The organism is Streptomyces sp. NPDC060028, from assembly GCF_042736725.1.
In the GTDB taxonomy this organism is placed as follows: Bacteria; Actinomycetota; Actinomycetes; order Streptomycetales; family Streptomycetaceae; genus Streptomyces.
This window is the reverse complement of the sequence record NZ_JBHWVJ010000067.1, coordinates 1-20,017: the sequence shown is the minus strand read 5'-3', so window position 1 is coordinate 20,017 and position 20,017 is coordinate 1. Positions and strand designations below refer to the sequence as shown.

General features: G+C 73.0%; 16 protein-coding genes and 1 pseudogene. 5 read left to right on the top strand and 12 right to left on the bottom strand.

Going from position 1 to position 20,017, the window contains the following annotated elements; genetic code table 11:
- Window positions 1-8: 8 nt before the first annotated feature.
- The 4 genes from ACFWBF_RS27455 to hrcA form a co-directional block, all read right to left on the bottom strand.
- A complete protein-coding gene (locus tag ACFWBF_RS27455; protein WP_385606582.1) occupies window positions 9-752 on the bottom strand; it encodes a 16S rRNA (uracil(1498)-N(3))-methyltransferase in 744 nt (247 codons plus the stop codon).
- The gene (locus ACFWBF_RS27450; RefSeq protein ID WP_385229688.1) at window positions 749-1,840 is read right to left on the bottom strand and encodes a nitronate monooxygenase; all 1,092 of its coding nucleotides are present in this window, start codon (window positions 1,838-1,840) and stop codon (window positions 749-751) included. Before ACFWBF_RS27450 ends, ACFWBF_RS27455 begins: the two co-directional genes overlap by 4 nt.
- Before the next feature lie 179 nt (window positions 1,841-2,019).
- A complete protein-coding gene (dnaJ, locus tag ACFWBF_RS27445) occupies window positions 2,020-3,159 on the bottom strand; it encodes a molecular chaperone DnaJ (RefSeq protein WP_385606580.1) in 1,140 nt (379 codons plus the stop codon).
- On the bottom strand, window positions 3,160-4,176 hold the full coding sequence (gene hrcA, locus ACFWBF_RS27440) for a heat-inducible transcriptional repressor HrcA (RefSeq protein WP_385606578.1): 1,017 nt from the start codon (window positions 4,174-4,176) through the stop codon (window positions 3,160-3,162). It abuts the gene before it with no gap.
- A 152-nt stretch (window positions 4,177-4,328) separates the two neighbouring features.
- Between hrcA and ACFWBF_RS27435 the strand changes: the two genes are divergently transcribed.
- The 3 genes from ACFWBF_RS27435 (at window position 4,329) to ACFWBF_RS27425 (ending at window position 6,600) form a co-directional block, all read left to right on the top strand.
- The gene (locus ACFWBF_RS27435) at window positions 4,329-5,063 is read left to right on the top strand and encodes an MBL fold metallo-hydrolase (RefSeq protein ID WP_385606576.1); all 735 of its coding nucleotides are present in this window, start codon (window positions 4,329-4,331) and stop codon (window positions 5,061-5,063) included.
- A gap of 28 nt (window positions 5,064-5,091) precedes the next feature.
- The gene (locus ACFWBF_RS27430; protein ID WP_385606574.1) at window positions 5,092-5,892 is read left to right on the top strand and encodes a DUF3097 domain-containing protein; all 801 of its coding nucleotides are present in this window, start codon (window positions 5,092-5,094) and stop codon (window positions 5,890-5,892) included.
- A gap of 90 nt (window positions 5,893-5,982) precedes the next feature.
- Complete coding sequence (locus tag ACFWBF_RS27425) at window positions 5,983-6,600, top strand: ADP-ribosyltransferase (RefSeq protein WP_385606573.1); 618 nt, start codon at window positions 5,983-5,985, stop codon at window positions 6,598-6,600.
- Between the two features lie 26 nt (window positions 6,601-6,626).
- Here the strand turns inward: ACFWBF_RS27425 and hemW are convergent, their stop codons facing one another.
- The 3 genes from hemW to lepA all read right to left on the bottom strand — a co-directional run bounded on the left by hemW (window position 6,627) and on the right by lepA (window position 11,985).
- Entirely contained in the window at window positions 6,627-7,859 is a 1,233-nt protein-coding gene (gene hemW, locus ACFWBF_RS27420; protein ID WP_385606571.1) for a radical SAM family heme chaperone HemW, read from the bottom strand.
- A 161-nt stretch (window positions 7,860-8,020) separates the two neighbouring features.
- Window positions 8,021-9,907 carry an AMP-dependent synthetase/ligase gene (locus ACFWBF_RS27415; protein WP_385606569.1) on the bottom strand — a complete coding sequence of 629 codons (1,887 nt, stop codon included), beginning with the start codon at window positions 9,905-9,907 and terminating at the stop codon, window positions 8,021-8,023.
- Window positions 9,908-10,119: 212 nt separating this feature from the next.
- A complete protein-coding gene (gene lepA / locus ACFWBF_RS27410; RefSeq protein ID WP_385606568.1) occupies window positions 10,120-11,985 on the bottom strand; it encodes a translation elongation factor 4 in 1,866 nt (621 codons plus the stop codon).
- A gap of 197 nt (window positions 11,986-12,182) precedes the next feature.
- Here lepA and rpsT point away from each other — a divergent pair, with 197 nt between their 5' ends.
- Window positions 12,183-12,449 (top strand): 30S ribosomal protein S20, encoded by a 267-nt coding sequence (rpsT, locus tag ACFWBF_RS27405; RefSeq protein ID WP_385229716.1) that lies wholly within the window; start codon window positions 12,183-12,185, stop codon window positions 12,447-12,449.
- Window positions 12,450-13,197: 748 nt separating this feature from the next.
- Here rpsT and holA read toward each other — a convergent pair.
- Window positions 13,198-14,190 (bottom strand): DNA polymerase III subunit delta, encoded by a 993-nt coding sequence (gene holA, locus ACFWBF_RS27400; protein ID WP_385606566.1) that lies wholly within the window; start codon window positions 14,188-14,190, stop codon window positions 13,198-13,200.
- 58 nt (window positions 14,191-14,248) lie between these two features.
- On the opposite strand from holA, the gene ACFWBF_RS27395 reads away from it, so the two are divergent.
- Window positions 14,249-14,509 carry a hypothetical protein gene (locus ACFWBF_RS27395; RefSeq protein ID WP_385606564.1) on the top strand — a complete coding sequence of 87 codons (261 nt, stop codon included), beginning with the start codon at window positions 14,249-14,251 and terminating at the stop codon, window positions 14,507-14,509.
- Between the two features lie 17 nt (window positions 14,510-14,526).
- Here ACFWBF_RS27395 and ACFWBF_RS27390 read toward each other — a convergent pair whose 3' ends face one another.
- The 4 genes and pseudogenes from ACFWBF_RS27390 to ACFWBF_RS27375 all read right to left on the bottom strand — a co-directional run bounded on the left by ACFWBF_RS27390 (window position 14,527) and on the right by ACFWBF_RS27375 (window position 19,817).
- Window positions 14,527-15,408, bottom strand: coding sequence for a YceI family protein (locus tag ACFWBF_RS27390; protein WP_385606563.1), 882 nt, complete (start codon window positions 15,406-15,408; stop codon window positions 14,527-14,529).
- A gap of 136 nt (window positions 15,409-15,544) precedes the next feature.
- Window positions 15,545-17,920: pseudogene (locus tag ACFWBF_RS27385) on the bottom strand (ComEC/Rec2 family competence protein); the annotation flags it as partial.
- Window positions 17,917-18,873 (bottom strand): helix-hairpin-helix domain-containing protein, encoded by a 957-nt coding sequence (locus ACFWBF_RS27380; protein ID WP_385606561.1) that lies wholly within the window; start codon window positions 18,871-18,873, stop codon window positions 17,917-17,919. The pseudogene ACFWBF_RS27385 and the gene ACFWBF_RS27380, both read right to left, overlap by 4 nt.
- Window positions 18,874-18,971: 98 nt before the next feature.
- Complete coding sequence (locus ACFWBF_RS27375; protein ID WP_385606559.1) at window positions 18,972-19,817, bottom strand: DegV family protein; 846 nt, start codon at window positions 19,815-19,817, stop codon at window positions 18,972-18,974.
- Window positions 19,818-20,017: the final 200 nt, after the last annotated feature.

Genomic DNA, 20,017 nt, shown 5'->3' with positions numbered 1-20,017 from the left:
ACGGCCCGTCAGGACCAGCGGCCCGTCCGCGCCAGCAGGACCGCCGCCGCCGCGGTGCCCGCCGTGGAGGTGCGCAGCACCGAGGGACCCAGGCGGTACGGGTGGGCCCCGGCGGCCGCGAAGGCCGCGAGCTCGTCCGGGGAGACCCCGCCCTCCGGGCCCACCACCAGCACGATGGAGCCCGCGGCGGGCAGTTCCGCCGTGGCCAGGGCGCCCGAGGGCGCGTCCCGGTCCTCGTGGAGCACCACCGCCAGGTCGGCCTCGGCGAGCAGCGCCGCCACCTGCTTCGTGGACAGTGCCTCCGCGACCTCCGGGAAGCGCACCCGGCGGGACTGCTTGCCCGCCTCCCGGGCCGTGGCCCGCCACTTGGCCAGGGACTTGGCGCCCCGGTCGCCGCGCCACTGGGTGATGCAGCGGGAGGCCTGCCAGGGGACGATCGCGTCCACCCCGGTCTCGGTCATGGTCTCGACCGCGACCTCGCCGCGGTCCCCCTTGGGCAGCGCCTGGACCACGGTGATCCGGACGGCCGGCTCCGCCTCCTCGAAGAGCCCGGACACCGACACGACCAGCCGGTCCTTGCCCTCCGCCGCCTTCACCACGGCCTCGGCCCACCGGCCGCGGCCGTCCGCGAGGACCACCGCCTCGCCGGGGTTCAGCCGCTTCACGGACACCGCGTGCCGGCCCTCGGGACCGTCCAGGACGAACTCCGGTCCCGCGGGGACCTCTTCGACCACGAACACGGGGGCGGTCATGACGCACTCCTCATCTGTCTTGCCTTCAACGCGCTCTGGGCCTCGGCGACTTCCGCCGCCAGCACCTCCACCAGCTCCCCGGCGGGCAGGGCCCGCGCCAGCCGGTGCCCCTGGCCCGCCCACAGCGCCATGCCCTGCGGGTCCCCGGCCGCCGCGGCGGCCTTGCGCAGCGGCGAGGTCATGTGGTGGATCTGCGGGTACGCGGCCGGGGCGTACGGCCCGTGCTCGCGCATGAACCGGTTGACGAGCCCGCGGGCCGGCCGCCCGGAGAACGCCCGGGTCAGCTCGGTGCGCACGAACAGCGGGTCCGTCAGCGCCTTCTTGTGCTGCGGGTCCGCACCGGACTCCGGGCACGCCAGGAACGCGGTGCCGAGCTGCGCCGCCTCGGCGCCCGCCGCCAGCAGCGCGGCGATCTGCGAGCCGCGCATCAGGCCGCCCGCCGCGATGAGCGGCAGGGCCACGGCTTCCCGTACCTGGGCCACCAGCGCGAGCAGGCCCACGCTCGCCGTGCCGTCGGCCTGCGGGTCGTCGCGGAAGGTGCCCTGGTGGCCGCCCGCCTCCACGCCCTGGACGCAGAGCGCGTCGGCGCCGGCCGCCTGCGCGATGCGGGCCTCGTCGACCGACGTCACGGTGACGACCGTGTACGTACCGACCTTGCGCAGGCAGTCGAAGGCGACGGGCGGGGGGCAGCCGAAGGTGAAGGAGACCACCGGGACGGGGTCTTCGACGAGGATGGCGAGCTTGGCGTCGTAGCCGTCGTCGCAGGTGCCGAGGATCTCCTCCTCGGCGAGGGAGATCGAGTACCAGCTGGCCTCGCCGGCGAGCTGCCCGCGGTACGCCTCCACCGCGGCGGGGTCGACGTAACCGGTCTGCGGCATGAAGAGGTTCACGCCGAACGGGCGCCGGGTGAGCGCGCGCAGCTGTTTGATCTCCTGGTACATGCCGTCGGCGGTCTTGTAGCCGCCGGCCAGGAAGCCCAGCCCACCCGCCTCGCACACGGCGGCGGCGAGCGGCGGGCAGGAGGCGCCGCCTGCCATGGGAGCCTGCACGATCGGGTACGGGGAGAGACCGTTCGGTGCGGAGGACATGGTCTGCATCGTGCCATGTCCCGCTCACGGGACCGAATCACGGCATTCGCCTGGCATAGTCCGCTTCCCTCCGGCCTTGAGGGAAGTACGGGGGAACGTGCGGGGGCGGCGCCGGGGGATGCACGGAGCCCGGTCCGGGGCATCCCCGGACCGGGCTCGTACGAGATCCCGCAGGTCGCTCAGCGGCCGTTGAACGCGTCCTTCAGGCGGCTGAACAGCCCCTGCTGACCCGGCGCGAACTGGCCCGTCGGCCGCTCCTCGCCGCGCAGCTTCGCGAGCTGGCGCAGCAGGTCCTCCTGCTGGGGGTCCAGCTTGCCCGGGGTGGTGACCTCGACGTGGACGATCAGGTCGCCCCGGCCGCCGCCGCGCAGGTGCGTGACGCCGCGCCCGTGCAGCGGGATCGCCTGCCCGGAGCCGGTGCCGGGCCGGATGTCGATCTCCTCCAGGCCGTCCAGCGTCTCCAGCGGGCATTTGGTGCCCAGGGCCGCGGCCGTCATCGGGATGGTGACGGTGCAGTGCAGGTCGTCCCCGCGCCGCTGGAAGGTCGGGTGCGGCAGCTCGTGGATCTCCACGTACAGGTCGCCGGCGGGGCCGCCGCCGGGGCCGACCTCGCCCTCGCCCGCGAGCTGGATCCGGGTGCCGTTCTCGACGCCGGCCGGGATCTTGACCGTCAGGCTGCGGCGGGAGCGGACCCGTCCGTCGCCCGCGCACTCGGGGCACGGGGTCGGGACCACGGTGCCGAAGCCCTGGCACTGGGGGCAGGGGCGCGAGGTCATGACCTGGCCCAGGAAGGACCGGGTGACCTGCGAGACCTCACCGCGGCCGCGGCACATGTCACACGTCTGCGCCGAGGTGCCGGGGGCGGCACCCTCTCCGGAGCAGGTGGTGCAGATGACGGCCGTGTCGACCTGGATGTCCTTGGTGGTGCCGAAGGCGGCCTCGTCCAGTTCCAGGTCGAGGCGGATCATGGCGTCCTGGCCCCGGCGGGTCCGCGAGCGCGGTCCGCGCTGCGAGGCCTGGCCGAAGAAGGCGTCCATGATGTCGGAGAAGTTGCCGAAGCCACCGGCTCCGAAGCCGCCCGCGCCACCGCCGCCGCCCGAGGAGGACAGCGGGTCGCCGCCGAGGTCGAAGACCTGCTTCTTCTGCGGGTCCGAGAGCACCTCGTAGGCCGCGTTGATCTCCTTGAAGCGCTCCTGCGTCTTCGGGTCCGGATTCACATCCGGGTGGAGTTCACGCGCGAGGCGCCGGAAGGCCTTCTTGATCTCGTCCTGCGATGCGTCGCGGCGCACGCCGAGTACGGCGTAGTAGTCCGTGGCCACTTACGACTCCGCCAGGATCTGTCCGACGTAACGTGCCACTGCGCGTACCGCTCCCATCGTTCCGGGGTAGTCCATGCGGGTCGGTCCGACCACGCCGAGTTTGGCGACTGCTTCGCCGCCCGAACCGTAGCCGACCGAGACGACCGACGTGGAGTTCAGTCCCTCATAGGCATTCTCATGCCCGATCCGTACGGCCATTCCCGACTCACTGGCCTCGCCCAACAGCTTGAGGAGCACGACCTGCTCCTCCAGCGCTTCGAGCACCGGCCTGATCGTCAGGGGAAAATCGTGTCCGAAGCGGGTGAGATTGGCGGTGCCGCCGATCATCAGCCGCTCTTCGGCTTCCTCGACCAGGGTCTCGAGGAGGGTGGCCAGGACAACCGTGACCGTCGCCCGGTCCTCCGCGTCGAAGGACTCCGGCAGGTCCTGCACGAGCGGCGGCACGTCCGTGAACCGGCGGCCGACGACCCGGCTGTTGAGCCGCGCCCGCAGATCGGCGAGCGAATTCTCGCCGAAGGGGGTCTGGCAGTCGATCAGCCGCTGCTCGACCCGGCCGGTGTCCGTGATCAGCACGAGCATCAGGCGCGCGGGCGCGAGCGAGAGCAGCTCGACGTGCCGGACGGTGGAGCGGGTCAGGCTCGGGTACTGGACGACGGCGACCTGCCGGGTCAGCTGCGCGAGCAGCCGCACGGTGCGGCCGACCACGTCGTCGAGGTCGACGGCGCCGTCCAGGAAGTTCTGGATGGCCCGGCGCTCGGGCGACGACAGCGGCTTGACCCCCGCCAGTTTGTCGACGAAGAGCCGGTAGCCCTTGTCCGTCGGGATCCGGCCGGCGCTGGTGTGGGGCTGGGCGATGTAGCCCTCGTCCTCCAGCACGGCCATGTCGTTGCGCACGGTCGCGGGGGACACGCCGAGCCGGTGGCGCTCGGTGAGCGCTTTGGAGCCGACCGGCTCCTCCGTCCCGACGTAGTCCTGGACGATGGCGCGCAGCACTTCGAGTCTGCGTTCGCTGAGCATCGCGCGCACACCTCCAGCTCTGGTCCGTTGCCATGTTTGTCGGAACCCGGTCGTTGGCACTCTGTGCGTTCGAGTGCCAGAGATCCCCCGCTCAGTGTACGGCCGGGTGGTCAGGCCCTGGCAAGGGCGGCCCGTCACGGTAGCGTCGCGCCATGGACGTGCGTTGGGAAGAGGCGGGCTGGGAACGGCTGACCGGGCGGGCCGGTCGACGGCGTCTTCCGGTGTGGGACTGCACGGTGGGGCTGGTGGTGGGGGATGAGTCGGTGCTCCTGATCGACCCCGGATCGTCCGTACGGGAGGGCTCGCAGGTGCGGGCCGAGGCAGAGCGGCTGGCGGGCCGGCGCGTGACCCATATCGCATTCACACACGGACATTTCGACCACGTGCTGGGCGGGGCCGCCTTCGCGGGGGCCGAGGTCTACGGGGCGGTCGGCCTGGACTCCCTGCTGGAAGGCCACGGCCGGGGCCGGGACGAGCTGCGGGCCGACGCGGTGCGGCACGGACTGGCTCCGGCCGAGGCGGCCGAGGCCGCGGACCTGCTCGTGGTGCCGAGGCACCTGGTGTCGGGCGAGTGGACGCTCGAGCTGGGCGGGGTGCAGGTGCTGCTGGCGAACGTGGGGCCCGGCCACACCCGGCACGATCTCGCGGTGTTCGTGCCGGGCTCGCGGGAGGTGGTGTTCTGCGGGGACCTGGTGGAGGAGTCGGGCGATCCGTCGGCGGGGCCGGACGCGGTGCCCCGGCAGTGGCCGGCGGCGCTGGACCGGCTGCTGTCGCTCGGCGGGGACGACGCACTGTACGTGCCGGGTCACGGAGCGGTGGTCCCCGCGGCTTTTGTCCGTGCGCAACGCGACACACTGGCAACGCGGTTCGGCGTGTCGGAGGCGTGAAAGCGGCGGCTCTCCTACCCTCGGCCGGATGCGCGAGTACTCCCCCGACCTGACCCCGCAGTGGAAGCGCCCCAAGGCCGTGCCCGAGGTGGCGGCCGAGCCCGACCTGGTGGTGGAGGTGGCGGGTACGGACTTCTGCGGCGCGGTGGTGGCGTGCGAGGCCGGCACCGTGACGCTGGAGGACCGTTTCGGCAAGCGGCGGGTGTTCCCGCTGGAGCCGCGCGGCTTCCTGCTGGAGGGCGCGGTGGTGACGCTGACCCGCCCGCCGCGGGGCCCGGCCGCCGCGGCCCGTACGGCGTCGGGCTCGATCGCCGTGCCGGGCGCGCGGGCCCGGGTGGCGCGGGCGGGCCGGATCTACGTGGAGGGCCGCCACGACGCCGAGCTGGTGGAGCGGGTCTGGGGCGACGACCTGCGGATCGAGGGCGTGGTGGTGGAGTACCTGGAGGGCATCGACGACCTCCCGGCCATCGTGGCCGACTTCGCCCCGGCCGCGGACGCCCGGCTGGGCATCCTGGTGGACCACCTGGTCCCGGGCTCGAAGGAGTCCCGTATCGCGGCGTCGGTGACCTCGCCGCACGTGCTGGTGGCGGGACACCCCTACGTGGACGTCTGGCAGGCGGTGAAGCCGTCCGCGCTGGGCATCGGGGCGTGGCCCGTGATCCCGCCCGGCCAGGACTGGAAGACGGGCATCTGCCGGGAGCTGGGCTGGCCCCCGAACACGGGCGCCGCCTGGCAGCACATCCTGTCGCGCGTGGGCTCGTACAAGGACCTCGAACCCACCCTGCTGGGCAGGGTGGAGGAACTGATCGACTTCGTGACGGCCCCCTGAGCCGGACGGGCGTCAAGCCGGCTCCCGCACACGCTCACCTTCGGGTGACAGTGCGTGTACGCCCGGCCGCGTGCGGCAAGGGTGCTGATCATGATCACCTTTTCTCCGCGGCGGCGGCTCGTCGTCGCCGCCGCCCTCGCGGCCGCCCTCCTCCCGTCCGCCTCCGCCTACGCGGCCCCGCAGGCCGCCGCGCACGCGGCTCCGGCGAACTCGTGCCCGCGCGTGGCCGACCACCTCTTCGCCGCCGCCGACCAGCGCGCCGACGTGGCCCGCATCACGCCCTCCCCGTCCTGGCGGATCAACTGCAAGCAGCTCTACCGCGCGGACAGCCGCCCGCCGGCGGTCGTCTTCGAGGAGGGATTCCACCCGAGGGCGACGGTGGACGGGCAGTACGACGTCGAGCAGTACGTGCTGGTCAACCAGCCCTCGCCGTACGTGTCCACGACGTACGACCACGACCTGTACAAGACGTGGTGGAAGAGCGGCTGGAACTACTACATCGACGCGCCCGGCGGGGTGGACGTCAACCAGACCATCGGCGACACCCACAAGTGGGCCTCGCAGGTCGAGGTCGCCTTCCCCGGCGGCATCGAGCGCTCCTTCATCGTCGCGGTCTGCCCGGTCGACAAGACGACCAAGACCGAGATCATGAACGAGTGCCAGGACAACCCGAACTACCGGCCCTGGCGGGAGAACTACCCGGGCTGAGCCGTGGCCCGCCGCGCGGTGGTCCGTCAGTCCACGAGGTCCCGGACCACCGCGTCGGCCAGCAGCCGCCCGCGCAGGGTCAGCACGGCGCGTCCCGCCGCGTACGGGCCCGCTTCCAGCAGGCCGTCCGCCAGGGCCCGGCGGGACGCCGCCAGGCCGGCCGGAGCCAGCAGGGACAGCGGCACGCCGTCCACCAGCCGCAGCTCCAGCAGGATCCGCTCGACCCGCCGGTCCTCCTGCGAGAGCAGCTCGCGCCCCGCCCCGGGGGACCGGCCCTGCGCCAGCGCGGCCGCGTACGCGCCCGGGTGCTTCACGTTCCACCAGCGCACCCCGCCGACGTGCGAGTGCGCTCCCGGGCCCGCGCCCCACCAGTCCGCGCCCCGCCAGTACAGCTCGTTGTGCAGGCAGCGCCCGGCCTCGGTCGTGGCCCAGTTCGACACCTCGTACCAGTGGTAGCCCGCCTCGGCCATCACCGAGTCCGCGATCAGGTAGCGGTCCGCGTGCACGTCGTCGTCCGTCATCGGGACCTCGCCCCGGCGGATCCGCCGCGCCAGCTGGGTGCCCTCCTCGACGATCAGGGCGTACGCGCTGATGTGGTCGGGACCCGCACCCAGCGCGGCGGACAGCGTCTCGCGCCAGTCCTCGTCCGACTCCCCCGGCGTGCCGTAGATCAGGTCCAGGTTCACGTGGTCGAAGCCGGCCGCCCGGGCCTCGGCGACGCAGGCCTCGGGCCGGCCCGGGGTGTGCGTACGGTCGAGCACCTTCAGGACGTGCTGCTTGGCGCTCTGCATGCCGAAGGAGATCCGGTTGAAGCCGCCGGCCCGCAGCTCGGCCAGGTACCGCGGGTCCACCGACTCCGGATTGGCCTCCGTGGTGACCTCGGCGCCCTCCGCCAGGCCGAACTCGTCCCGGATCGCCGCGAGCATGCGTACGAGGTCCGCGGCCGGCAGCAGCGTCGGCGTACCGCCGCCCACGAAGACCGTCTGCACGGCCCGCGGGTCGTCACCCAGCACCTTGCGGGCCAGACGGACCTCGTCGATCAGGGTGTCGGCGTAGTTCTCCCGCGAGGCGAGCACCCCGCCCGTCCCTCGCAGCTCGGTCGCCGTGTACGTGTTGAAGTCGCAGTACCCGCAGCGCGTGGCGCAGTACGGGACGTGCAGGTAGAAGCCGAGCGGCCGGTCCCCGGCCCCCGCCAGGGCATGCGACGGCAGCGAGCCGTCTTCGGGCATGGGTTCACCGTCGGGCAGTGCGGAAGGCATACCCCCATCATCCCGCACCAGGCACACGACCCCCGCCCCGAATGCAGCCTCGCCGGCGTTCGGGGCGCGGGGTCCGGGGCGGAGCCCCGGGAAGCGCCCGCAGGGGGCGGGGGTACGCGGGGCGGTCCGCCGCCCCGTCCCGCCAAGGCCCGCGGCAGGCGTCAGGCCTCCCGGGAGCCCTCGTACATCTCGTCGATCAGGTGCTTGAACTCACGCTCGACGACCGGCCTCTTCAGCTTCAGGCTCGGCGTGAGGTCCCCGTGCTCCACGTCCAGGTCCCGCGGCAGGATCCGGAACTTCTTGACCGTCTGCCAGCGCTGCAGGCCCTCGTTCAGGGTCTGTACGTACGTCTCGATGAGCCGGTTGGTCTCGGCCGCGGCCAGGACCTCCCCGTACGTCTTGCCCTCCAGGCCGTTCTCGGCGGCCCAGACCAGGATGGAGGGCTCGTCGAGCGCGATCAGGGCCGAGCAGAAGTTCCGGTCGGCGCCGTGCACGACGAGGCTCGACACGTACGGGCAGATCGCCTTGAACTGGCCCTCGATCTCCGCCGGGGCGACGTACTTGCCGCCCGAGGTCTTGATCAGGTCCTTCTTGCGGTCGGTGATGCGCAGGTAGCCGTCGGGCGACAGCTCGCCGATGTCACCGGTGTGCAGCCAGCCGTCGGACTCCAGGACCTCGGCGGTCTGCTCCGGCTTCCCGTGGTAGCCCTGCATGATGCCGGGGCCGCGCAGCAGGACCTCGCCGTCGTCGGCGATGCGGACCTCGGTGCCGGGGAGCGGCTTGCCGACGGTGCCGGTGCGGTAGGCCTCGCCGGGGTTGACGAAGGAGGCCGCGCTGGACTCCGTCAGGCCGTAGCCCTCCAGGATGTGGATGCCGGCTCCGGAGAAGAAGTAGCCGATCTCGGGCGCCAGGGCGGAGGCGCCGGAGACGGCGGCGCGCAGGCGGCCGCCGAATGCCTCGCGGAGCTTGGAGTAGACCAGCGCGTCGGCGATCTTGTGCTTGGTGGCGAGACCGAAGGGGGCGGTCGCCTGGCCGGTGCGCCGGAAGTTGTCCTGCGTGACCTTGGCGTACTCGCGGGCGACGGCGACCGACCACTGGAAGATCTTGTACTTGGCTCCGCCGCCGGCCCGGGCCTTGGCCGCGACTCCGTTGTAGACCTTCTCGAAGATGCGCGGGACGGCCGCCATGTAGGTCGGCTGGACCACCGGCAGGTTCTCGATGATCTTGTCGATCCGGCCGTCGACGGCAGTGACGTGCCCGACCTCGATCTGCCCGGAGGTCAGGACCTTGCCGAAGACGTGCGCCAGCGGCAGCCACAGGTACTGGACGTCGTCCGAGTGGATCATGCCGGTGGCCACGGTGGCCTTGGCCATGTACGACCAGTTGTCGTGCGGCAGCCGGACGCCCTTGGGGCGACCGGTGGTGCCGGAGGTGTAGATGAGGGTGGCGAGCTGGTCGGCGGTGATGGCCGCGATCCGCTCCCTGACCGCCTCGGGGTGCTTGGCGAGGTATTCCCTGCCGCTCGCCTCAAGGTCGGCCAGCGAGAGCACCCAGCCCTCCGGGTCGCCCTCGACGGCGATCGCGTCGGCGGCCTCCACGACCACGACGTGGGCGAGGTTGGGCAGGTCGGCACGGCGCTCGCGGGCCTTCGCCAACTGGGCGGCGTCCTCGGCGATGAGCACCCGGCTCTCGGAGTCCGAGAGGATGAACGCCGACTCCTCCGCGTTGGTGCTCGGGTAGATGGTGGTGACCGCGCCGCCCGCGCACATCACGCCGAGGTCCGCGAGGATCCACTCGACGCGGGTGCTGCAGGCGAGCGCGACGCGCTCCTCGGGGCGCAGCCCGAGCTCGATCAGCCCGGCGGCGGCGGCGAAGACCCGGTCGGCGGCCTGGCCCCAGCTGAGCGACTTCCACTCGTCGGGGCCCTGGCCGGCCCCGGGCACGGGGTAGCGGTAGGCCTCGGCATCGGGCGTGGCGGCGACACGCTCCAGGAAGAGGGTCGCCACAGTGGGCGGGCGGTTTTCGATCAAGGTCTGTGTGTCGCTCACGGACGTCCTCCGGACCACGCGGCAGGGCCTGTCGATGCAGGGGGGCTGACTGGCTGGGGTGGCTGAGTCAGGGCTTGTAACTGGCGAGTAACCAACGATCAGTGATCAGACTAGGGGCCCTCCGCCTGGTGCGTAAGAGCCTCCGGGCGGCCGATTCATAACGAAACAAGCCCCCGCGCCGGAGCACGGGGGCTTGTTTCACATACGGCGGCCTACTTCTTCTTGCCGCCGGATTCGTCGCTGGACAGGACGGCGATGAAGGCCTCCTGCGGGACCTCCACGGAGCCGACCATCTTCATCCGCTTCTTGCCTTCCTTCTGCTTCTCCAGCAGCTTGCGCTTACGCGAGATGTCACCGCCGTAGCACTTGGCGAGGACGTCCTTGCGGATCGCGCGGATGGTCTCGCGGGCGATGACGCGCGAGCCGATGGCGGCCTGGATCGGGATCTCGAAGGCCTGCCGCGGGATGAGCTCGCGCAGCTTGGCGACGAGGCGCACACCGTAGGCGTAGGCGGCGTCCTTGTGCGTGACGGCGGAGAACGCGTCGACCTTGTCGCCGTGCAGCAGGATGTCGACCTTGACCAGTCCGGAGGCCTGCTCGCCGGTGGGCTCGTAGTCGAGGGAGGCGTAACCGCGCGTCTTGGACTTCAGCTGGTCGAAGAAGTCGAAGACGATCTCCGCGAGCGGGAGCGTGTAGCGGATCTCGACCCGGTCCTCGGAGAGGTAGTCCATCCCGAGGAGGGTGCCGCGGCGCTGCTGGCAGAGTTCCATGATCGCGCCGATGAACTCGGAAGGCGCGAGCAAGGTGGCCCGGACGACCGGCTCGAACACGTCCGAGATCTTGCCCTCGGGGAACTCGCTCGGGTTGGTGACGGTGACTTCCTTGCCGTCCTCCAGGACGACGCGGTAGACCACGTTCGGCGCGGTGGCGATCAGGTCGAGGCCGAACTCCCGCTCCAGGCGCTCGCGGACCACGTCCAGGTGCAGCAGGCCGAGGAAGCCGACGCGGAAGCCGAAGCCGAGCGCCGCCGAGGTCTCCGGCTCGTAGACCAGCGCGGCGTCGTTGAGCTGCAGCTTGTCCAGGGCCTCACGCAGGTCCGGGTAGTCCGAACCGTCGAGCGGGTAGAGGCCGGAGAAGACCATCGGCCGCGGGTCCTTGTAGCCGCCCAGGGCCTCGGTCGCGCCGTTGTGCAGGCTGGTGATGGTGTCACCGACCTTGGACTGACGGACGTCCTTCACGCCGGTGATGATGTAGCCCACCTCGCCGACGCCGATGCCGTCGGAGGGGGTCATCTCCGGGGAGGAGACGCCGATCTCCAGCAGCTCGTGGGTGGCGCCGGTGGACATCATCCGGATGCGCTCGCGCTTGTTGAGCTGGCCGTCCACGACACGGACGTAGGTGACGACACCGCGGTACGAGTCGTAGACCGAGTCGAAGATCATCGCGCGGGCCGGGGCGTCCTTGGGGCCGACCGGGGCCGGGACCGTGGCGACGATCTTGTCCAGCAGCGCGTCCACGCCGAGGCCGGTCTTCGCCGACACGCGCAGGACGTCCTCGGGCTGGCAGCCGACCAGGTTCGCGAGCTCCTCGGCGAACTTCTCCGGCTGGGCGGCCGGAAGGTCGATCTTGTTCAGGACCGGGACGATCGCGAGGTCCTTCTCCATCGCCAGGTACAGGTTGGCGAGGGTCTGCGCCTCGATGCCCTGGGCGGCGTCCACCAGGAGGACCGTGCCCTCGCACGCGGCGAGGGAGCGGGAGACCTCGTAGGTGAAGTCGACGTGCCCGGGGGTGTCGATCATGTTGAGGATGTGAGTCTTGCCCTGACCCTCGCCCGAGGTCGGCGACCACGGCAGTCGGACGGCCTGGGACTTGATCGTGATGCCGCGCTCACGCTCGATGTCCATGCGGTCGAGGTACTGGGCACGCATCTGCCGCTGGTCGACCACACCGGTGAGCTGAAGCATCCGGTCGGCAAGGGTCGACTTGCCGTGGTCGATGTGCGCGATGATGCAGAAGTTGCGGATCAGCGCCGGGTCGGTACGGCTCGGCTCGGGCACGTGGCTGGGGATCGCGGGCACGCAGTGTCCTGATTCTCGGTCGCAGTCGGAGCTCGGAACGAAGTCTGAGCACTCCCATCGTCCCATGGACGGGGCAGTGCGCTCGGTTTGGGCCGGTCGGAGCGCGCCTGGTAGCCTGGGCAGCTGTGTCTCGTATGCCCTCTAAGCTTCCGGGACGCAATCCGAAGATCAAACTCTGAACCTGCAAAGGCTCTTTCGTGGCGAACATCAAGTCCCAGATCAAGCGGAACAAGACGAACGAGAAGGCGCGCCTGCGCAACAAGGCCGTCAAGTCCTCGCTCAAGACCGCGATCCGCAAGGCCCGTGAGGCTGTCGTCGCCGGTGACGTCGAGAAGGCCACCGTGGCTTCTCGCGACGCCGCGCGTGCGCTCGACAAGGCTGTCTCGAAGGGTGTCATCCACAAGAACGCCGCCGCCAACAAGAAGTCGGCGCTGGCCTCCAAGGTTGCCACCCTCCAGGGCTGAGCTCTCGATGTGAATCGCCGGTAAGGACCCAGCGGGCCCTCTCTTCCGCTCCTGACCCGGCACACCGCGCCGCACGCGGCCTGCGTTCGCCACGCGGGTGCGGCGCACAAAAGCAGTAAGACGAAGGCCCCGGCCACCTCCCTTCCCCAGGGCGGCGACCGGGGCCTTCGTGCGGTTGTGCTGCGCAGCCACGAGGACCACCCCCGCTCGGCGGAAATCCAGCCCCGCCGACGTCGACGGCGCGGGGTGCCTACACCCAGCCCCGCCGGCGCTCACGGCGCGGGATGCCTACACCCAGCCCTGCCGGCGTTCACGGCGCGGGATGCCCACACCCAGCCCCGCCAGCGCTTACGGCGCGGGGTGCCTACATCCAGCCCCGCCAGCGTTCACGGCGCGGGATGCCTACACCCAACGCCCGGCGACGTTCACGCGGGGTGCCCACACCCAACCCCCGCCGGCGTTGACGGCGCGGGATGCCAACACCCAGCCCCGCCAGCGCTTACGGCGCGGGATGCCAACACCCAGCCCCGCCAGCGTTCACGGCGCAGGATGCCCACACCCAGCCCCCGCCAGCGCTTACGGCGCGGGGTGCCTACATCCAGCCCCGCCGGCGTTTGAGGCGCGGGGTCTGGGGCGGAGCCCCGGGAGCGGCGCCGCACCTGACCGGGACGGAGGCAAAACCAGCCCCGCCGGCGTTTGAGGCGCGGGGTCCGGGGCGGAGCCCCGGCAGCGGGCCCGCGGCGGCCGGCTACTGACGCTGGGGGCGGGCCGCGCGGGCCACCGCGACCACGGCCTTCTCGAGCGCGTACTCGGGGTCGTCACCGCCACCCTTGACACCCGCGTCGGCCGCGGCAACGGCCCGCAGCGCATCGGCCACCCCGTCCGCCGACCACCCCCGCATCTGCTGACGGACCCGGTCGATCTTCCACGGCGGCATGCCCAGATCCCGGGCAAGGTCACCGGGCCGGGCCCCGCGCGGGGCGGAGGCCAGCTTGCCGATCGCACGCACCGCCTGGGCGAGGGCACTGGTGATCAGAACCGGCGCAACCCCGGTGGACAGGGACCATCGCAGGGCCTCCAGGGCCTCCGCCGCGCGCCCCTCCACCGCCCGGTCGGCGACCGTGAAGCTGGAGGCCTCGGCCCGCCCTGTGTAGTAGCGGCCCACCACGGCCTCGTCGATCGTGCCCTCGACGTCCGCGCACAACTGCGCGGCGGCGCTCGCCAGCTCCCGCAGGTCACTGCCGATCGCGTCCACCAGCGTCTGGCAGGCCTCCGGCGTCGCCGACCGGCCCAGCGTGCGGAACTCTCCCCGGACGAACGCCAGCCGGTCCGCCGGCTTCGTCATCTTCGGGCAGGCGATCTCCCGGGCGCCGGCCTTGCGCGCCGCGTCCAGCAGGCCCTTGCCCTTGACCCCGCCCGCGTGGAGGAGCACGAGGCTGATCTCCTCGAACGGAGCCGCGAGGTAGGCCTTGACCTCCTTCACCGTGTCCGCGGACAGGTCGTGCGCGTTGCGCACGACCAGGACCTTCCGCTCGGAGAACAGCGACGGGCTCGTCAGCTCGGCCAGCGTGCCGGGCTGGAGCTGCTCGGAGGCGAGGTCGCGCACGTCCGTGTCGGCATCGGCGGCTCGGGCGGCCGTCACCACCTCCCGAACGGCACGGTCGAGCAGCAGGTCCTCCTGCCCCACCGCGAGGGTGAGCGGGGCGAGGGGATCGTCGGTGGAATTCTTCCTGATGGCCATCGGCTCCAGCATCCCACGCCCCAGTGACAGTCCCCCGCGCCCCGGCCCCCCTCACCCGATGCCTGAGAATGGCCGGGTGAACGTGCGACATGTACTCGTCCTGCCCGACCGCGACGCCGCCGAGGAGGTGGCGCGGGAGGCCGTCGACCGCTTCGGCCTCCCGGAGGAACCGCGGCTGCTGCGCGACGCCCTGGCCGGTGAGGACGACGCCGAGGACGCCCAGTGGCTCGTCGTTGTCGAGGACCCGCAGGAGCGGCTCGACACGGCCACGCTGGACGACCTCGCCGCCGAGTACGAGGGCTGGCTCGAAGCCCCGTAGGGCCGGCCGGGCGTCCCTCAGGCCTTGTGGACGATCTGTACGTCCAGCGCCACTTCCACGCTCGAACCGATGGCCGCGACCCCGTGCGCCAGCATCGACTGCCAGTTCAGGGTGAAGTCCTCGCGGTGCAGTGCGGCGGTCGCCCGGCAGGCGGCCCGCGGCTCGCCCTCCAGGCCGGTGCCGAGGCCCAGGTACCGGGTGTCCAGGGTGACGGAGCGGCTGGCGCCGTGCAGGGTGAGGGCTCCCGCGACCGCCCAGCGGCTGCCGCTGCGGTGGATGAAGCGCTCGCTGTAGAACTCGATCGTGGGGTAGCGGGCCGCGTCCAGGAAGTCCCCGGAGCGCAGGTGGTCGTCCCGCAGCCGCAGACCGGTGTCGATGCTCGCCGCGTCGATGATCACGTGCATGGAGGAGTCCTCCATGCGCTCGGCTATCCGTACCGCGCCCGCGAACGTGTTGAACCGGCCGTTGATCCGCGCGAAGCCGATGTGCCGGGCCGCGAACCCGATCGACGAATGCGCCGGGTCGAGCTCCCAGTGGCCGGGCGCCGGCAGCAGCGGTGGCTCCACCGCGTCGAGGATGATCTCCCCGGTGCCCGGCTGGGCCGGGTCCCCGACGAGCGTCGCCCCGTGGAACGGCGCGTAGCCCTCGGCGGTGACGGTGAGCCGGTACTCCCCCTCCGGCATGGCTGCCGCGAAGCCGCCGTACGGGTCGGTCTCCCCGCTGACGATGCGTCGGCCGATCGGGTCGGTCACCTCGAACGTGGCCTGCCGGATCGGCTGGTGGACCGTGTCGAGAACCCGGCAGCTGAGCAGGCGCGCCGTATGAGGAAGCGTCAGTGTCGCGGATGTGTGGGGACTGGAACTTCCCGCCGTATCCATCCCCCGTCGGCGACCGAACATCGTTGATGCACCCCCGTGCTGTGTGGACTTGGATCGCTCTGGCGAAAACGCATTCGATCATGCTGTCAGGTTGTGGGCAACCAGAGCGGTCAGGCCCGGAATGCCCGCGTCGCGCCCGCCGCCGGATGGCCGGGAACGCCCGCATCCGCGAGCCGCTTCCCGTGACGGCGATGGATCCGTCGGCATCGGTGCGCAGCACGATCGCCCCCAGGGCCCGCAGCCGTGCGAGCGTACCCGCTGCCGGGTGTCCGTAGCGGTTGCCGGGTCCGACGGGGACGATCGCAAGGCGCGGCCTGATCCGCTCGAGCAGCTCGGGGTCCTGGTGCGCCGAGCCGTGGTGGGCGACCTTCAGGACGTCCACGGGGCCCAGTTTCGGATGGTCCCTCAGCAGGGCTTGCTGGGCGGGTGGTTCGAGATCACCCAGCAGGAGCAGGCTCAGGCCGCCGCCGCGCACCAGCAGGGCCACGCTCGCATTGTTGGCCCCTTCCGGCGACGGGCCCGACGGGGGCGGCCACAGCACCTGCCACTCGAGCGCTCCGGCCCGGCGCCGCTCCCCCGCCACGGCGGGTACGACGGCCACCCCGGCGGCCGCGGCCGTCCGCCGGACGAACTCGGCCTGTCCCGGCGGCTCTTGCAGCCCGGTGGTCTGCATCACACCCACCGCCCGGCCCCGCAGCACCCCCGACAGGCCGCCCACGTGGTCGGCATGAAAATGTGTCAGCAATAACAGTGGGATACGGGTCACACCCAGGGTGCGCAGGCACGCGTCGACCGGCCCGGGCTCGGGCCCGGCGTCCACCACCACGGCCGTACCCGGAGCCACGGCGAGTACGGCGGCGTCCCCCTGCCCGACCGCGCACTGCACGTAGCTCCAGTCGGGCGGCGGCCAGCCCCTGACGGTACGGGTGAGCAGGGGCGGCCTCAGGACCGCGAGGAGCAGCAGCACGGCGAGGCCGGAGCAGAACCACCGCTTGCGGCCGTACCGGAAGCCGAGGCCCACCGCGGCCAGGGTGGCTGCGCCCAGGAGCACCCCGCCGCCCACCCCGCCGGGCCAGGCCAGCTCGGCCCCCGGCAGCCGCGCCCCGGCCCGGGCCACGGCGGCGATCCATCCGGCGGGCACCCCGGCGCACCAGGCCAGCAGCTTCGCCGCCGGCAGCCACACCGGGGCCGCCGCCAGCGCGGCGAACCCGAGCACCGTCGCGGGACCCGCCGCCAGCTCGGCCAGCAGGTTGCACGGCACCGCCACCAGGCTCACCCGGGCCGACAGCACCGCGACCACCGGCGCGCACACCGCCTGGGCGGCAGCGGCGGCCCCCAGCGCCTCGGCGAACCGGGGCCGCATCCCGCGCCGCCGCAGGGCCTCGCCCCACCCGGGGCCGAGCGTCAGCAGGGCTCCGGTGGCCAGCACCGAGAGGAGGAAGCCGTGGCTGCGGGCCAGCCACGGGTCGTGGAGCACCAGCAGCAGCACGGCGGCGGCCAGCGCCGGGAGCAGGGACCTGCGCCGCCCGGTGGCGATCGCCAGCAGGGTGATCGCCCCGCAGGCCGCGGCCCTGAGCACGCTCGGCTCCGGTCGGCACACGACCACGAAGGCCAGCGTCAGGGCCGCCCCGCACGAGGCCGTGGCCCGCAGCGAGAGCCCGAGGCGGGGTGCCAGCCCGCGCCGCTCGGCGAGCTGTGCGCGGGCCGGGGGCCCGATGAGCAGGAACAGCACCACGGTCAGGTTGGATCCGGAAACGGCCAGCAGGTGCAGCAGATCGGTGGCCCGGAACGCCTCGTGCAGATCGGGCTCCACCCGGGAGGTGTCCCCGACGACCAGCCCCGGCAGCAGGGCCCTGGCATCCGGCGCCAGCCCGTCGGTGGCCTCACGCAGCCCCGCCCGCAGCCGGCCGGCCAGCCGCTGCGCGGTGTCCGGTCCGCCGGTCACCCGGGGCGGGGTGTCGCCGCCCGCACGGAGCAGCGCCACGGCCCGCTCGCCGCCCCGCGCCGGGGCCAGCCGGGCGACCACCGCCACCCGGGTCGAGGGCAGCAGCCGGGCCCAGCCCGGGTGCCCGGCAAGTACCCGCACCGGGGTCTCGACCCGGGTCCGCGCACCGTCGGGACCGGTCACCCGGGTCACCACCGCGTCCAGCACCACGGCGGGCGGCCCGCTCCCGCCCGGGACGGTCCGCGGATCGGAGCCGACGGTGAGCTCCGCCAGCACCCGGGCATGCCCCCGAGCCAGCTCCGCGACCGGCCCGGCCCGCGCCTCGGCCCGCTGGAGCCCCGCCACCCCGGCCCCGGCGGCCGCACACAGCAGGGCGGCGGCCACGGCCGCCCCGAAGCCGAGCAGCGGCTCCGGGCGCCGGCCCCCGGCCAGTATCAGCAGCCCGGCGCAGACCACCCCCAGCCCCGCCCCGGCGGCGGTGAGCCCGGCGGGTGCGTCGAGGGCGAGTGCGGCCGCCGCCCAGGCGGCCAGGGCCGGCGCCACCAGCCGCAGATCCGCCGGGCGCGGCGCACCCTCGGCCCGGCTCACGGCCGCACCAGCCTGCGCAGGTCGGCGAACCGCCGCTCACCGATGCCGTTGACCTGCCGGAGCTCCTCCACGGAACGGAACCCGCCGCGGACGGTGCGGAAGTCCACGATGTGCTGCGCGAGCACCGGGCCGACCCCCGGCAGCCGGTCCAGCTGCTCGGCCGTGGCCGTACCCAGGCTCAACGGCCCCGGACTCGGCCCGCCCACACCACCCGCCCCACCACCGGCCACCCCGCCACCACCCGCCCCGCCCGCCGGGGGAGCCGGAGCGCCCACCAGCACCTGTTCTCCGTCCACCAGCACCCGGGCCAGATTGAGCCCGGTCGTGTCCGTGCCGGGCCGCACTCCCCCGGCGGCGCTCAGCGCGTCCTCCACGCGCGAACCGGCGGGCAGTCTGCGCACCCCCGGCTCCCGCACCTTCCCGCTGACGTCCACCACGACGGGGGCGCCGACGGCGGCCGGCGCGGATGCCACCGTGGAAGCCGGCGCCGTGGCCGCGACCGGCGCCGGGGCGACCACCTCGGGCGCCGTCACCGGCTGCGGACGGGCCGACCAGAACTGCTGCGCGGCGAAGCCCACCGCCACGACCAGCACCACGCAGACGGCGGCCACCGTGCGCGGCTGCACCCCGCACCGGACCTGCAACCACACCGGCAGCCGCTCGCGCACCGCGAGCCGCCGCGCGGCCCCGCCGGGCAAGAGGCTCTCCCCACCCGGGACCACCGGCCCGGCCGCCTCCACATCCGGAGGATGCACGGGCGGCGCCCCCGGCGGCCCGCTGCCACCGAGCAGCGCCTCCGCGCGACGGCGCACCGCCGCGGGTTCGGGAGCATCCCGCCGACGCGCACGCTCGCCATGGCGGCGATGACGCAGTCGGCTGTCGGAGAGCCGGGGGCGCCCGGGGCCACTGGTGGCGCCGGAGGAGGGCTGTGAAGTACGCGTTCGAAGAGTCATGCCACGACGGTAGGACCGAAGCCGGTTCCCCGTTCGGAGCCCTCAATTCCGGTGGACAACAACCCCGTTGTGGATATCCCCGCCACCCGTTCGGGTGATCAGCGGGGCGAGACGACCGCCGCCAGCAGCCCCGGTCCGGTGTGCGCGCCGATCACCGCGCCGACCTCGCTGACGTGCATCTCGACCAGTCCCGGGATCCGCTCGCGGAGCCGCTGCGCGAGCTTCTCCGCACGCTCCGGGGCCGCCAGGTGGTGCACGGCCACGTCCACGGCCCCGGACCCGGCGCGCTCGACGGCCAGCTCCTCCAGGCGCGCGATGGCCTTGGAAGCCGTCCGCACCTTCTCCAGCATCTCGATCCGTCCGCCCTCCAGCGTCAGCAGCGGCTTGACCGCGAGCGCCGAACCGAGGAGGGCCTGCGCGGCCCCGATGCGGCCGCCGCGGCGGAGGTATTCGAGCGTGTCGACGTAGAAGTACGCGGACATGCCCGCCGCCCGCTTCTCGGCGGCGGCCACGGCCTCGTCCATGGAGCCGTCGGCCTCGGACACCTCGGCGGCGGCCAGGGCGCAGAAGCCGAGGGCCATCGCGACCATGCCGGTGTCGACGACGCGGACGGGGACCGGAGCGGTCTTCGCGGCGAGCACGGCCGCGTCGTACGTGCCGGAGAACTCGGCGGACAGGTGCAGGCTGACGATGCCGGTCGCGCCCGCGTCGGCGGCCGCCCGGTAGGCCCGCACGAACTCCTCGGGGCTGGGGCGGGACGTGGTGACCGAGCGGCGCTTCTGCAGGGCCAGGGCGAGGCTGCGGGCCGAGATCTCGGTGCCCTCTACGAGGGCCTCGTCGCCGAGCACCACGGTCAGCGGAACGGAGGTGATTCCGTGCCGCGACATGGCCGGTTGGGGCAGGTAGGCCGTGGAATCGGTGACGATCGCGACATGGCGGGACATGAGCCGGAGGGTACCGCCAGCGGCGGTGGTCCGGCAGCTCGGGGCCCTCGGCGAGCCCTTCAGGTGGTGGTCTCCGGGCGGGCCGCCTTCTGCCACGGGTACGGGGAAGCCGGGGGCGCCTGGTGCAACGCGGCCGGCTGCTGCGGCGGCGTCTGCGCCCCGCCTGCCGCCCCGCCGACCGGCCCGCCCGCGCCGCCGGC

Coding starts and splice junctions, on each gene's coding strand:
- ACFWBF_RS27455 (WP_385606582.1), bottom strand. CDS start 752: ATGACCGCCCCCGTGTTCGTGGTCGAAGAGGTCCCCGCGGGACCGGAG.
- ACFWBF_RS27450 (WP_385229688.1), bottom strand. CDS start 1,840: ATGTCCTCCGCACCGAACGGTCTCTCCCCGTACCCGATCGTGCAGGCT.
- hrcA (WP_385606578.1), bottom strand. CDS start 4,176: ATGCTCAGCGAACGCAGACTCGAAGTGCTGCGCGCCATCGTCCAGGAC.
- ACFWBF_RS27435 (WP_385606576.1), top strand. CDS start 4,329: ATGGACGTGCGTTGGGAAGAGGCGGGCTGGGAACGGCTGACCGGGCGG.
- ACFWBF_RS27430 (WP_385606574.1), top strand. CDS start 5,092: ATGCGCGAGTACTCCCCCGACCTGACCCCGCAGTGGAAGCGCCCCAAG.
- ACFWBF_RS27425 (WP_385606573.1), top strand. CDS start 5,983: ATGATCACCTTTTCTCCGCGGCGGCGGCTCGTCGTCGCCGCCGCCCTC.
- hemW (WP_385606571.1), bottom strand. CDS start 7,859: ATGCCTTCCGCACTGCCCGACGGTGAACCCATGCCCGAAGACGGCTCG.
- holA (WP_385606566.1), bottom strand. CDS start 14,190: ATGGCCATCAGGAAGAATTCCACCGACGATCCCCTCGCCCCGCTCACC.
- ACFWBF_RS27395 (WP_385606564.1), top strand. CDS start 14,249: ATGCCTGAGAATGGCCGGGTGAACGTGCGACATGTACTCGTCCTGCCC.
- ACFWBF_RS27390 (WP_385606563.1), bottom strand. CDS start 15,408: ATGTTCGGTCGCCGACGGGGGATGGATACGGCGGGAAGTTCCAGTCCC.
- ACFWBF_RS27380 (WP_385606561.1), bottom strand. CDS start 18,873: ATGACTCTTCGAACGCGTACTTCACAGCCCTCCTCCGGCGCCACCAGT.
- ACFWBF_RS27375 (WP_385606559.1), bottom strand. CDS start 19,817: ATGTCCCGCCATGTCGCGATCGTCACCGATTCCACGGCCTACCTGCCC.